The organism is Kribbella kalugense (genome assembly GCF_004365875.1).
In the GTDB taxonomy this organism is placed as follows: Bacteria; Actinomycetota; Actinomycetes; order Propionibacteriales; family Kribbellaceae; genus Kribbella; species Kribbella kalugense.
The window spans coordinates 2,746,945-2,760,106 of record NZ_SODF01000001.1; the positions used below are offsets into that span (position 1 = coordinate 2,746,945).

Genomic DNA, 13,162 nt, shown 5'->3' on the forward strand with positions numbered 1-13,162 from the left:
TCCGCGAGCCTACGCTCGTGGTCAGGGGCGGCACGGGGAATTCTACGGGAGGGTGGGCCATGTTTGTACTGCGTGGAACCGTGGTGACAATGCGACCGGACGGGGAAGTTCTTCCCGGTGGCGCGGTGTATATCGGTGATGACGGACTGATAGCGGCGGTCACGCCGATCGACGCCGTACCGGCCGGTTTCGAGAACGCCGTTCGGATCACGGCCGGCGGATTGATCTATCCGGGACTGATCGATTTACACAATCACTTGATGTACAACAGTTTGCCGTTGTGGACGGAGCCTGCCCGCAAAGTCCCGTGGACCTCGCACAACCAGTGGGGCAGCGCGCCGACGTACAGCGCGCAGATCAGCCAGCCCGCCCGTCTGCTCGGCGCCGCGGCCGGCCGAGCGCTGCTCAGGTACGTCGAGACGCGCGCGATCGTCGGCGGTACGACGTCGATCCAGGGCAACCCGCGCGGCGCCGTACCGCCGGACAACGAGCTGATCCGGAATGTCGACTCAGAGAAACTCGGCACCCACGACGACTTCATCCGGGTCAGCACCCTGGTTGCAGACAGCAAAGAGGCGTTGGCGCCGTACGCCGCGGCGGTGGCGGCCGGGCGGGGATTCATCGCGCATTCGGCGGAAGGGTCGGATCCAAAACTGCGGTCCGAGTTCGAGTTGCTGGAAGCGGTCGACGTGGTGAAACCGCAACTGGTGGCGATTCACGGTGCTGCGCTGAACGCTGATGATTTCGCGGTGATGAAGGCCGGGAATTCCAGTCTCGTGTGGTCGCCGTTCTCGAACCTTTGGTTGTACGGGGCAACCGCGGACGTGAAATCCGCGCATGCCGTCGGACTGCGGTTGTGTCTGGGATCGGACTGGGGTCCGTCGGGGACGCGGAATGTCTTGTGGGAACTGAAGGTGGCGGACCTGTGGAACAAGGCGCACTCGGTGTTCACGGACGAGGAACTGGTCCGGATGCTGACGTCGAACCCTGGGGACGCGCTGGCCGAAATGTGGCCGGTTTCGGTCGGCCGTATCGAGCGGGGCGCACTGGCCGACATCATCGTGGTCCGTCGATCCGAGCCTGAGCCCTATCGCAGCCTGATTGCAGCCACCGAGGCCGACATCCGATTGGTTGTCGTCGGTGGGCGAGCTCGCTACGGGTTGCGCTCACTGATGCAGCGGCTGGCTCCGTCGGCGAGCCAGATCACCGTCGGCAAGCTCTCGCGCTCGATCGACTACGGCGATCCGGCCGTGACTTGGAAGACCGTGACCGCTGAGCTGGAGAAGATCCGTCAGGACCCGGCCGGTGCCTCGAACCGCGTCGCGACAGCCTTCGCCGCGCTGGCGGCCGCGGATCCGGACGTGTTCTCGACGGGCTTCTCCCCCGCGGCCGTACCGGCCGACTCCTTCGTGCTGCTGCCGGACATGCCGGCTCCAGAGCTCGACGTCCAGATGCGCCGTCGCGGCACTGCGGGCGCTACTCCGGACCCTGTCGCCATCCCGGAGCTCGAGCCGCTGACCACCGGGGCGGCCTGGTTCGACGCGGTCGATGCCAACCCGTTCCATCACGGGCTGCTCAGCGGGCTCCGTGCGTACGCCTAACTTACTGTAGTTATCCACATACTGAAAGTCACCGCGTTCTGCCGGGTCGAATCACGGCACTCTCTTTGGCAAGGAGAGGGGAACGGATGGCAGATCTCGACTGCGACCCGGCGGACGTGACCGCGCTGGTGGCGTACCTGCGTGACATCGGGCGACACGAACTACTGACCTTGGAGGAGGTGAACGAGCACTCGTACTGGATCGAGGCCGGTCTGCTGGCGGCGGATCAGCTGAACGGCGACGCGGGCCGGCACGACGCGGCTGATCTGCGGCAGGTGGTCGCGCTCGGGCGGCAGTCGTGGCGGCGGATGATCGAGGGCAACCTGCGGCTCGTCGTGTCACTGGCGCGGCGGTACTCCGGGAAGGGCATCTCGCTGCTCGACCTGATCCAGGAGGGCAATATCGGACTGATGCGAGCGGTCGAGCGCTTCGACCATCGGCTCGGCCACCGGTTCTCGACCTACGCGATCTGGTGGATCCGCCAGTCGATCGGGAGAGCTATCTCGGACCGCTCGCGGTTGGTGCGGATGCCGGCCCAGGCGTACGCCGACGCGTCGCGGGTCGCATCGAGTCGCAATGACCTGACTCAGCAGCTGGGGCGGGATCCAACCACGCCCGAGCTGGCTCACGCGACCGGGCTCACAGTCGCGCGGGTCGAGCGTGCACAGGCCTGGCGGACGCAGCCCGAGACGCTGGACTTCGACGACGCCGATCCGGTCATCGACGACGACCCCATCGTGCTGGGCGCCGCTCTGCGTCGCGATCTCGCTCACCACCTCCAGTTCCTCGATGATCTGCACCAGACCGTCCTCCATCACCGCTACGGCCTCCAAGGCCGTATTCCCTGCACCCCCGAGGAGACCGCAACCCAGCTCAACCTCACCCCCGAGAAGGTCCGTGCCCTGGAACGCGAAGCGCTCCGCCACCTCCGCCGCCGCGCACTGCCCCAACTCCGCGACTACGTCGCCTGACCCCGACCGCCCACTGACGACTTTGACCCGACTGGAATGATGAACATGTGAGACTCCTCCGTACCTCCTGGCCTCGTGAGCTGGCTGACGCCGTGTCGACAGCCTCCCGCGAGGCGACCGGGAGCAAGGACGACATCCTGGCCGCCGTACAGCTGACCAACGGCCGTTGGGCCGCCGGCACGCGGGCCGCCGTCTACCTGCCGTCGGACTCCGCGGACGCCGACCGCCGGGTCGGATGGGAGCAGATCGAGCGCGCCAACTGGGACGCCGAAGCGTCGGTCCTGCACGTCTACGAGACCACCGATTTCGGTACGCCGCTGCGCGCCACCGAGCTCAAGGTCGAAGACCCCGACCGCTTCGGTCAGCTCCTCCGCGAACGCGTCGACGCGAGCATCATCGTCCAGCGCCACGTGCGGCTGGCCGGCAAGCGCGGCGTACGCATCGTCGCCCGCCGGAATCCGGCCGTCACGGACGCAGCCGTGACCTGGAACTTCGTTCTGGACAAGGGATTGGAGCCCGACCAGCCGGGCGTCCTGGACGCGGCCGAATCCGCCCTCCGACAGGTCCGCGACGAGTTCGGAATCTGACCCCGCAGGCAGCCGAATCCCGTTTTTGTAGTTCGGTGCCCGCCTGCTAATCTACTCAGGTCCTCAGGATTTCGGGGTCATGCGACACCACGATCCCGCGTAGCTCAATTGGCAGAGCAGCCGGCTGTTAACCGGCAGGTTACTGGTTCGAGTCCAGTCGCGGGAGCAACAACCGGCCGGTCTCCTCAACAGGAGCCCGGCTTTTTCGTGTGCTCCGGTGGGCCGATAGGTTCGGGGAATGCATCGACGAGCCCGGGCAGGGCTGCTCGCCGGACTGTTGGTCCTGGCCGGATGCGGCACCGAGAGTGCGGCAACGGTGACAACCGACAGTCAACCGACCTCGACCCCATCGCCAACGCGAACGCTGGGCCCCACCCCCTTCACCACCGTCGGACCGACGCCGACCCCCACTCCGACTCCGCCGCGACCGACGTGCCCGCTGTCCGGCGCCTCGATCAGCGTCGGACCGGTCGACGCGGCCCTCGGCCACCGGGCCGTGGTCATCAAGCTGACGAACTGTCGCGCGACACCGATCAAGGTCAACGGCTACCCCGACATCGCCGTACTGAACGCGAAACGCCGCACGATGAACGTCACGATCACCCGCGGCAGCTCGTACATGGCGATCGACCCAGGCCCGGCCAAGCTGAGCCTCCGCAAAGGCCAGACCGCTCTCGCCGTCGTCTCGTGGTCGAGCACAGTCGAAGCCGGCGCGGACAAAGAGGCCGGCACTTATCTGGCCGTTGCGAGAGCCGCCACCGACCACCCCATCCTCTGGCCGGTCGACACCGACCTGGGCACGACCGCCAAGCTCACCCAGACCGCCTGGTGCCTCAAGCTGCCCAACTGACTTGACCGGCTTCTTACTGCTCGCCTATTGGCCTAGACCGCACAGTGCCGTACTTTCCACTCCATATCCCGAGGGGGGCCTCGGGGATGGAGGGGAAGGAACCCTGTGAACATCAAGAACGTTCTGAACACCAAGGGCGGTCGGCTCGTGGTTGCCGCAGTACTGGGCGCCGGCGTGCTGGTCGGTGTCGCAGTCGCGGCGAACGGCGCCGTCAAGCCGGACTGCAAGAGCCTGACGTACCCGCTCTGCCCGCGGTCGGTCGCCGCCTCGCAGGTCGTCGACAACAGCCTGCCCGCAAGCAAGCTGGTCCCGGCCGACCGAGCCGCGTTCCTGAAGGACACCGACGTCTACGGCAAGTCGGGCGTGACGAAGGACTTCGACGCGGTCGCGATCGCCAAGATCGGCGGGTCGTTCAAGACCAACAAGACCCCGGTCGGCTCGTTCACCTTGCAGCCCGGGACCTGGCTGGTGAACACGACCGCGTTCTTCGCCCGCACAACCGCCGGCGCACCAGGTACGCGGCCCGAGCTGGCGCTCCGGGTCGGCGCCTCCGACACGGCATTCGGCGAGGACTACGGGACCATCCTGGGCGCCGAGATCTCCCCGGCGAAGGATCGGGAGCTGAGCGGGTCGACCGTGAAGGTCGTCAAGGTCGCGAAGGCGACCACGGTCGAGGTCTTCGCCTTCGGCTACAACGACGACGCCGGCGCAGCCGGTGGCGGCGAGATCACCGCCAGCGCGTCCGTCGTCGCAGTACAGGTCGGCTGACGTCGATTCTGCTCGGCCGACTCCTCGTCAGCCGACTCGCCGTCGCCTGACCCTTGGCGCCGCCTGAGCAAGGAGGCCCTGACCGCGTCCTGCGGTCGGGGCCTCTGCACGTCTCCGGGGTACGCCGGCCCGCCTACTTCCCCTTCTTCCGGTCGATTGCGCGTTGGATGCGATCCTGCGGCTGACCGAGGATCTTCGCCAACAGCGGCACGCGATACTTGTACGCCGCGATCGCGCCAATCACGATCACCAGGAAAATGAACCAGCCCATCGGGGTTCCCTTCATCCGGACCTGCCTCCATCATGCCCGGTCCGACCTACTCACCACTCCGTCAAACCCCTGACCGACCCCTGGTTTCACGCCCCACCCCCACCCACCAGATACGATCACCCGCACACGGGGCGGTAGCTCAGCTGGTTAGAGCACGGGACTCATAATCCCTTGGTCACGGGTTCGAGTCCCGTCCGCCCTACAAGGCAGCGCATCTGGAAGGCCGCGGGAGCGGCGACCGTGACTGGGCTCCGCCCGAGGCGGCCGCACGTGCGCTGCTGTGGCTCAACCCGGTGAGACTGGTGCTGTAACGCGCGGCCCCGTCTGGCGGATACTACGAGTGCGTCCGTCGCGTTCTCGCGTAGCGGGCGAAGGTGTGCCGGGAAGCCTGGTCGGCGACTGAGTTCTCGACGACCGAAAGAAGCCGACCATGCACACCAGCAACGCGAAAATCCTGCGCGACCCGATCACCCAAGTGCGCCTTTTCGGCGTTTGACACATGCCTCCGGGGAAGCATCGGTACGACAGGGACGGGGTCGACGGGCCGTGGATCGAACGGATGGTGTTGTCGACGCCTGCGGGCGACTGGTCGACACTCCGCCTGGTGTTGAGCCTGCTCTGGGTGGTTGTCATGGCCGGGCTCTCGACCTCCTTCGCGTACGACGACCTGGTGCTCGATCAGCGTGGCGAGGTCGTGCGTGCGCACGTGTTCCGGACCAACTACGACCAGCGAGGCCCCAGCTTCAACGCGGAGCTGCAGGCACCCTTCGCCGGCGTACAGGTGATCGTCGAGGAGATCCACCAACGACCGGCCGTCGGCGATGTCATCGAATTACAGGTAGACCCGCGCAAACCCACGCGCGTCCGCGATCCGCAGTCCTGGCGCTGGAATCCGATCGACTTTGCCTTCATCGCCCTCGCCCCTACCGGCCTACTCATCGTCTGGGCCCGAGTGAGTCGCTCGCTACGCAAACGCCGGCGCGAGTGACCGAGCCGCCGGGTGAAGCCGGCGCCGAAACCCTGGTTCCGGCGCCGGCCGGGTGAGTTAGTGACCTCGTGCGACCTTCGTTGCGTTGACGATGCCGTCGCCGAAGAACCCGTTGTTCGGCCGCGAGCCTTCGCAGGTCTGGGTGGACGTCACGGTCACGAAGGACCCGTCGGGTTGCTGGACCTGCCGGGTGTAGGTGAACGCCGCCGGCGTCGGGCACGGCGTGTCGATCGCCGTACCGCGCAGTGCCCGCTCTACGGCGTCCGGCGAAGCCTTCTTGCCACCGTTGACGCGGTCTCGAACGCCCAGTCGACCGACCGCCAGCGCAGCGACGCCGGCCGCGTGTGGTGACGCCATCGACGTGCCCTGCAGGTACTGGTAGTAGCCGCAGACTCCCTTGCGGCAGCTCTCGACGACGCTGGGCGTGTTCGGGGTCCCGTCGGGATTGAGCTGACCGCGCTGCTCGGCGAGCTGCTTCGGGTACGCGGCGAGGATGGCCTTCGTGATGTCGCGCTTGTTGTCAGCTGTGTCGTACACGTCGCCGCCAGGTGCGGACAGGTCGGCGTAGCCGTTGCCGAAGTCGGAGTAATAGGCCTTGCGCTTGGAGATGCCGGTGCTGGTCACCGAGAGCACATGGTTGCCCTCGGACGGCATCGAGATACACGACGTCGGGATCGTCCGCGTGTACGGAGCCTCACCGGGCACGGCGGGGAAGTCCGGGCTTGACGCGTCCACGATCGTCTTGGTGTAGTCGGTCGCGCCGTTGCCCGCCGCTGCGACCAGCGTGACGCCATGGGCGTAGGCGTAGTCGAGCGCCCGCTGCATCGCCTGGATGACAGTTCGCTGCTCAGCCTGGAATTCAGGCGCGTCAGCCGGGTTGTTGGTGCAGTTGAACAGCCACGGATCGACGTAGAAGCTCATGTTCACGACATCGATGCCGTGATCGCCCGCATAGGTCAGGGCATCGACCGTGGGCTGCAGGAAGAAGAAGCCCGAATCCTGGCCGGCCCGCAGGTTGACGATCGTCGCCTTGGGCGCGATGCCCGCGATGCCGAGCTTGTTGACCGGCGACGCGATTTCGGACGCGACGTGCGTACCGTGACCGTTGTCGTCCTCGTCGACAGGGTCGACGCAGCTCGGGTGCTCACACGGTCCGTCGACCTCCGCGCCGTTCGCGTCGACCGGGATGTCCGTCGTGAAGTTCCGGCTCAGCGCCTTGTCGAAGTTGGGGGCGATGTCGGGATGGGTGCCGTCGACGCCGGTGTCGATGATGCCGACCCGTACGCCTTTGCCCTGCTCGTAGCGCTGGGAGCCGTCGGCGGTGGCGCCGATTTGCTGCATGTCCCACTGCAGCCCGGCCAGCGGCTCTTGCTTGTTCCCCTTCTTCGCCTTCTCACTGCCTGCACTTGCACCCTGAAGGTCGGTCTGCGCGGTGTCGAGCTTCAGGCTCGCCTTGCCGACGGCCGAGCCGTCGTCAGGCGCCCGGCCGATGACCGTGCTTCGCGCGACGCCCCCGATCGCGGACGAGGCGCCTGCGGCAGCCTGGAAGCCCTCACTCTTGGTGGTGACGGTGGCGACTCCGATCGCCGTGTTCTCGCTGAGCACCGTGCCGCCAGCGGCGGCGATCGCGGCATGCGCGGCTTCAGCGGAACCGCCTTGGGCGTAGAGGACGACAAACTGCCGCTCTTGGCCGCCGGTCGCCGTGCCGGGACTGGCTGCGACAAACAGCAGCCCGGCGACGCTCCCGGCCACCACGGCTGCGCGCGTGACGTACTTGAACATTGGACCCCTCCCTCGAATATCCAACTACAGCGAGCGAAACTTGCTGACTGATCGTTGGCACTGCGCGAGCGCGAGATACCCGGAGCCGGGGCACGGCCAGTTGAACTGGACCATCGAAAACCTGCTCACCATTCCCCCTTGTCCCGGCCAACAGCCCGAAACAACCCCCGGCGCCATCACAGCGCCCCACATCCCCACCTGCCCTCCTACCACCAACCTGCAAGCGTCAAACCGCCCGTACACGGTGCCTGCGGCCGTGGTTCGGTCGGGCTGCTACTGGCAATCTCCCTGACCAGCCGCTCCCGGGCTAGCTGACATCGAAGGACCTGGCGTAGAAATCGCGGAGTTCGTCGGCGCCGCGGTGGACGTTGGCCGGACCAACGGACTCTCGCAAGTAGCCGTCCGCTGCGGGTCGGCAGGGGAACCTCTGCGGGCTCAGTTGGGTAGGCGGGTCCAGGGGAGGTTTGGGCGGCAGGCCTTGGGGGCAGGGAGGGGTAGTTCCGTGCCGACCAAGGCGTAGGTGCGGCCTGTCGGGTCGGAGCGGCAGGCGGCCCGATCGGCCTTGCGGTCGGCCTCGGTCTTCGGGCTGGTGTAGACGAGGTTTCCGGTGGCGTCGTACCCGCGAACGACGTACGGGCGGGGGCTGCCGTCGGTCTCCGCCTTGCCGGCCGGCGCGGACCTGACCGGGGCGTAGTAGAAGCCGTTACGGAGCAGGGCCTCGACCGGCTCGCTGCCGAGTGGCGTGACGGTGACACGCGTGACCGACTTGATATACGCGCCACTACCCGGCCCGCCGGCCTGAACCTCGTTGAACAGCCCCAACCTCGGTGTGGCCGCGGTACCCGACACCATGACTCCGGCCTGGTTGAACCCGCAGTTCACCCACAGACCGTCGCCGTACCCGACGACCCACGTCCGGACGTACGCGTCGCTGGGCGGGTTCACGAAGCGGAAGCCGTCGAGAACCGCGTGGCCCGTGGACGTCGCCAGGTTGTAGCTGACCAAGCAGCGCTGACCGAGATGTACCTTCTCCCCCGCGCTCAACGGCTCGACCGCCGGCGCCAACGCAACCTGCTCAACGCGCGGATTGCGGTCCTTCAGAGCGAAACCGAGAGCTGCGACCAGGACGATCGCCGCGGCCGCGGCTAGGGGAACGAGCAGTCGGCGGCGTGACGACGTACCGGATTGGCTCTCGAGGATCGAGATTAGTTCGTCGCGCTGACGGTCTCGGGTCGACGGGCGCAGGTCGCCGTCGGGCAGCAGAATGTTCATGCCTCGGTCTCCAGATTGAGTTCGCGCAGGTGCTTTCGAGCGCGGGACAGCCGCGACTTGACCGTGCCGATCGGTACGTCGAGCGCGACCGCCGCCGCGGCCTGATCGAGTCCGGCCCAGACGCACAGCTCGACAATCTCGCGTTCCTGTCTGGGCAGGCGTTTCAGCGACGCCCGGACCGCCCGGATCCGGCTGTCGTCATCGAGGCGCCGCGCCACGCCATCCGCAGGGTCCTCGACCTCGCTGTGGAGGAGATGCGCGGCGGCCAGCGCGCGCCGGTAGCGGAGCTTGGTCCGCCACTCGTTGCGGACGGTGTAGTCGGCCGTTCGAAGCAGCCAGGGCAGGGCCGAGTCACGATCGAGTACGACGTCAGCTCGCCGCCGCCATGCCTGCAGGAAGACCGCGGACGTCAGGTCCTCCGCGTCGCTCCAGGACCCGGTCCGGCGGTGCAGGAAGTTGTAGATCGCCCGGGCATGCCGGTCGTACAGCTGCGCGAACGCCTCGGAGTCGCCCTCCGCGGCTTGATCCCACAGCTCCCGGTCCGAGACAGCAGGCAACGCCCGTATGCCGCTCACTCCGCACTCCCCTCACGATGGCCCTTGCGATCGTTAGGTGTCGGCGCAAGCGGCCGGGTTCCCGATCAGACGGGTGATGAGGGTGGAGCAGGGCTTCGTGGGCGACGGTGTAGAGGCCGTTCAGAGCAAGGCGGGCTAGCGCCGAATGGCTCGAGCTCGTCGACCGATGGCTACTCCTGACGGCCGAACGTCGGGGTGTTAGGGGAGAATCGGTGTGTGAAGAAACCCGAGGCCGAGCCAGTCGTCGCGCGTAACCGGAAGGCTGCGCACGACTATCAGCTGGGCGAGTCCTGGGAGGCGGGGCTCGTGCTGCAAGGCATGGAGGTGAAGGCGCTCCGTGCCGGGCGGGCGTCCCTGGTCGGCGGGTTCGCCATTGTCGAGAATCGGGAGATCTGGCTGCATGGCGTGCACATCCCGCAGTACTCGCAGGCGCGTTGGTTCAACGACGGCTCACGTCGCAAGCGGAAGTTGCTGCTGCATCGTGCCCAGATCGACAAGATCGAACGCAAGGTCAACGAGAGCGGCCTCACGATCGTCCCGCTGACCCTCTACTTCAAGGACGGTCGCGCGAAGGTCGAGATCGCCCTCGGCCGCGGCAAGAAGACCTGGGACAAACGGCACACCCTCGCCGAACGCGAGGCAACCCGCGAAGTCGAACGCGCAGTCAGCCGCCGCCTGAAAGGCCGCCCGGACTGACTTCCATGGCGGCCTGTGACGGCTCCTGGACTATCCGCGATGTAGCCGCCAGTAGACCGAGCGCCGGCAGACGCGTCCCGCGGCAGCGAACCTCTAGGCGTTGCAAATGCAACGCCGACGTCACCACTCGATTGATATCGCCTACGGGGCCTCGTATGGCCTTGTCGATGATGAGGCCACGTGTGACGATCCCAATGTCACCCCGCTCGACCACATTCACATGGTCGCTTGGGTCCGTGACCTCAACGGCGGGCTGCCGACCGCTCTCTGATCCCCGGAGCGTCTCTCAACCGGTCTGACGAAACGCAGCTAACCAGTTACGCGAGTACAGACTCGGGGATCATGGTGCAATCGACACGCCGCGGTATCGATCGACGCTTCGCGATCAGGCTGGCAGCAGGCAGTTTGTTGATCGCGTGCCTTCTCAGCCCCAGTATTGCCCTCGGCAACGCCTCCGCGGCCAAACCGAGCAGCGTCACCGCCGAGCCAATGGCAGGCGACCGGCAGGCATCAAGCACGCAACGCCTGGTTTGGGCACGGTTCCATCCCGAGGATGAGACGGTCGGTCTGATCACGGCTGACATCGACGGCCGGCACGAACATGAACTGACCCACCCGCCATCCGGCGTCTCCGACACTGACCCTGTACGGTCGCCGGACGGTCGCCGCGTCATCTTCAACCGCGAGACGGCCGATGGCGTCCAGATCGCCATTGCCAGAGTCGACGGGACAGGCGGCGTAACCATCGTCGACACCGGATGCCGGGAACCGTGCGCCGATGACATCGATCCGGGCTGGACACCTGACGGTCGCCACCTCACTTTCACCCGGGTGATCGGACCGTTCGATCCGATCACGCACGATGCCGCGTCGGCCCTGCTATATACCGCGCGGGAAGACGGCAGTCACCTGCGACGGCTGTCTGAGCCCGGAAATGACGGCAGCGCCGAAGACAACCATGCCCGGTACGCGCCGGATGGCAAGTACCTGGTGTTCGACCGGACCCGGCGGATCAACGGAACAGTGCACACCGCCATCTTCCGGATGACACCTACCGGAACTCGAGTCCAGCAATTAACCGCATGGGCGCTCGACGCTACCCGGGCCTCGGTCTCACCGGCGCGAAGAGGACCAACCGCAGGATTGGTCGTCTTCGAAACCAACGGCGTCGTTCCAGAGGCACAAGCAGACGTGGCCACTGTGCCCGCGGCTTGCCGATCTCTGGACCTGTGCAGCGCTGGCATTCGGCTGGTGACATCGAACACCGGGACCTCAAAGTCCAGCTTCATGGCCTCCTGGTCCCCGAATGGCCAACGCCTCGCCTACACCGAAACACCCGGCGGCGGCCGCGCCGCAGACATCTGGACGGCTCGCTACGACGGGCGGCATGCATTCCAGGTCACCCGATCTCCACTCTCCGATTTCTTTCCCGCTTGGAGCTTCTGAATCCCGCACACCGCGGCAGGTAGGTCAACGACGCGACCTCTCCCGTCAGCGGCGGTTGGTGCAGTGGCTGTACCAGGCGTAGGCGAGGAGGGCGCAGATGGCGCCGTTGAGGATGCCGGCGCTGACGTCGGTGACGTGGTGCATTCCGCGGTAGAGGCGGGCGAAGGCGACGAGTAGGGGCATTGCGAGGCAGAGGATGACTGTTGTCCATCGCAGCCAGGTGCGTTCGATGCGCAGAGCGAGCAGGGCCAATGCGACGTACAGGCCGGTCGATGCGCCCGTGTGGCCGCTGGGGTAGCTCGCGGTCGGTGGGGACGGGTCGAGGCGCTCCACCTGTGGGCGGTCGCGGTCCACCAGTTTGGCCGTGATCAGGAAAATCAGGCCCTGCATGGCGATCGCGACCGGTGCGACGAGTGCCAGGCGCAGGTCGCGGGTCCGCCACAGCAGTAGGGACGAGACGACGATGCAGACCGCGATCACGCCCGCGGTGTTGCCGATCTGCGACCAGATGGCGGTGATCGTGTTCCAGGTTCCGTTGCGGTCGCCGGCAAGATCCTTGTTGACCGACTCTTCGGCGTGCGAGAGCCCGTCGAGTGGTCCCTTGAGCGCGAACCCGATGCCGATGATCAGGCCACCGAGGGCTACGCCGGGTGCGACGGCCCTGGTGAGGAGATCGACGCCGTCTTGCCGATGAACCCGGTCCATGAAGCGAACATAATGCCCAAACCGAGAATGTGCCCCGCGAGGATGTCGGACGGGAAGTGCGCGCCGATGAAAAGCCGGTCCAAACCGACGATGACAGGCACCACGATCGCGAGTACGACGGCGATGCGGCGGCCGCTCGTGGACAGCAGCGGCCAGAGCAGGAAGACCAGAACGCCGGCCGCCAAGGTGATGTTCAAGGTATGGCCGGAAGGGAACGAGTAGCCCTCCGCGTGCGGCACCGGACCGTCGACGACCGGCCGGGCGCGCTGCGCGATCGGCTTGGCGATGACGCCGATCCCCCAGCCGACCATCATCGTGACGAACGCCCACAACGCGCGCCCCTTGAGCTTCTTCGACCTCCACACCCAGACCACGACCGCGGTCGCGGCGATGTACACGAAGATCGGCTGGGTGACGGACTGGACCACTGTGAGCGCCGGCACCAGCCCGTGACGAAGGCTGAACCCAGTGGCCGCGCGGATGGCCGCTTCGTCGACCCCGATCAGCGGATCGAACTGCTGCCGGACCGCCAACCCCAGGAGCACCACAGGCAGCGCGAACACCAGCATCGCCAGGACACCGCGGAACAACCGCCAACTCCGCGTCCGGACGACCCCGATCGCACCGCCCCGCCGTACCGTCATCACCAA

At 66.7% G+C, this 13,162-nt stretch carries 14 protein-coding genes and 2 tRNA genes; 10 read left to right on the forward strand and 6 right to left on the reverse strand.

Annotated elements, in window-relative coordinates:
• Nucleotides 1–89 precede the first annotated feature (89 nt).
• The 6 genes from EV650_RS12825 to EV650_RS12850 all read left to right on the forward strand — a co-directional run bounded on the left by EV650_RS12825 (nt 90) and on the right by EV650_RS12850 (nt 4,777).
• Nucleotides 90–1,601: an amidohydrolase family protein gene (locus tag EV650_RS12825; RefSeq protein WP_166678100.1), complete on the forward strand. Its 1,512-nt coding sequence runs from the start codon at nt 90–92 to the stop codon at nt 1,599–1,601.
• 86 nt (nt 1,602–1,687) lie between these two features.
• A complete protein-coding gene (locus EV650_RS12830) occupies nt 1,688–2,572 on the forward strand; it encodes a sigma-70 family RNA polymerase sigma factor (RefSeq protein ID WP_134118597.1) in 885 nt (294 codons plus the stop codon).
• A 47-nt stretch (nt 2,573–2,619) separates the two neighbouring features.
• Entirely contained in the window at nt 2,620–3,159 is a 540-nt protein-coding gene (locus tag EV650_RS12835; protein ID WP_134118600.1) for a hypothetical protein, read from the forward strand.
• 93 nt (nt 3,160–3,252) lie between these two features.
• Nucleotides 3,253–3,325 (forward strand) — tRNA-Asn (locus EV650_RS12840).
• A 72-nt stretch (nt 3,326–3,397) separates the two neighbouring features.
• The gene (locus EV650_RS12845; RefSeq protein ID WP_134118602.1) at nt 3,398–4,009 is read left to right on the forward strand and encodes a DUF4232 domain-containing protein; all 612 of its coding nucleotides are present in this window, start codon (nt 3,398–3,400) and stop codon (nt 4,007–4,009) included.
• A 105-nt stretch (nt 4,010–4,114) separates the two neighbouring features.
• A complete protein-coding gene (locus EV650_RS12850; protein WP_134118604.1) occupies nt 4,115–4,777 on the forward strand; it encodes a hypothetical protein in 663 nt (220 codons plus the stop codon).
• A gap of 133 nt (nt 4,778–4,910) precedes the next feature.
• Here the strand turns inward: EV650_RS12850 and EV650_RS40335 are convergent, their stop codons facing one another.
• Nucleotides 4,911–5,063 carry a hypothetical protein gene (locus tag EV650_RS40335; RefSeq protein ID WP_166677961.1) on the reverse strand — a complete coding sequence of 51 codons (153 nt, stop codon included), beginning with the start codon at nt 5,061–5,063 and terminating at the stop codon, nt 4,911–4,913.
• 113 nt (nt 5,064–5,176) lie between these two features.
• On the opposite strand from EV650_RS40335, the gene EV650_RS12855 reads away from it, so the two are divergent.
• Nucleotides 5,177–5,250, forward strand: a tRNA-Ile gene (locus tag EV650_RS12855).
• Nucleotides 5,251–5,547: 297 nt separating this feature from the next.
• Complete coding sequence (locus tag EV650_RS12860; RefSeq protein ID WP_134118606.1) at nt 5,548–6,036, forward strand: hypothetical protein; 489 nt, start codon at nt 5,548–5,550, stop codon at nt 6,034–6,036.
• A 57-nt stretch (nt 6,037–6,093) separates the two neighbouring features.
• On the opposite strand, the gene EV650_RS12865 is transcribed toward EV650_RS12860, so the two are convergent.
• The 3 genes from EV650_RS12865 to EV650_RS12875 all read right to left on the reverse strand — a co-directional run bounded on the left by EV650_RS12865 (nt 6,094) and on the right by EV650_RS12875 (nt 9,665).
• Nucleotides 6,094–7,818 carry a S8 family serine peptidase gene (locus tag EV650_RS12865; RefSeq protein ID WP_134118608.1) on the reverse strand — a complete coding sequence of 575 codons (1,725 nt, stop codon included), beginning with the start codon at nt 7,816–7,818 and terminating at the stop codon, nt 6,094–6,096.
• A gap of 435 nt (nt 7,819–8,253) precedes the next feature.
• Entirely contained in the window at nt 8,254–9,090 is an 837-nt protein-coding gene (locus tag EV650_RS12870) for a hypothetical protein (protein ID WP_134118610.1), read from the reverse strand.
• Entirely contained in the window at nt 9,087–9,665 is a 579-nt protein-coding gene (locus EV650_RS12875) for an RNA polymerase sigma factor (RefSeq protein WP_238174176.1), read from the reverse strand. Before EV650_RS12875 ends, EV650_RS12870 begins: the two co-directional genes overlap by 4 nt.
• Before the next feature lie 216 nt (nt 9,666–9,881).
• On the opposite strand from EV650_RS12875, the gene smpB reads away from it, so the two are divergent.
• Both smpB and EV650_RS12885 read left to right on the forward strand, forming a co-directional pair.
• Entirely contained in the window at nt 9,882–10,361 is a 480-nt protein-coding gene (gene smpB / locus EV650_RS12880; RefSeq protein WP_134118612.1) for an SsrA-binding protein SmpB, read from the forward strand.
• Nucleotides 10,362–10,703: 342 nt separating this feature from the next.
• Nucleotides 10,704–11,807: a TolB family protein gene (locus tag EV650_RS12885; RefSeq protein WP_134118614.1), complete on the forward strand. Its 1,104-nt coding sequence runs from the start codon at nt 10,704–10,706 to the stop codon at nt 11,805–11,807.
• A gap of 45 nt (nt 11,808–11,852) precedes the next feature.
• On the opposite strand, the gene EV650_RS12890 is transcribed toward EV650_RS12885, so the two are convergent.
• Both EV650_RS12890 and EV650_RS12895 read right to left on the reverse strand, forming a co-directional pair.
• Nucleotides 11,853–12,512 carry a phosphatase PAP2 family protein gene (locus EV650_RS12890; protein ID WP_134118616.1) on the reverse strand — a complete coding sequence of 220 codons (660 nt, stop codon included), beginning with the start codon at nt 12,510–12,512 and terminating at the stop codon, nt 11,853–11,855.
• Nucleotides 12,449–13,156 (reverse strand): phosphatase PAP2 family protein, encoded by a 708-nt coding sequence (locus EV650_RS12895; RefSeq protein WP_134118618.1) that lies wholly within the window; start codon nt 13,154–13,156, stop codon nt 12,449–12,451. The genes EV650_RS12890 and EV650_RS12895 overlap by 64 nt, the downstream gene beginning before the upstream one ends.
• Nucleotides 13,157–13,162 lie beyond the last annotated feature (6 nt).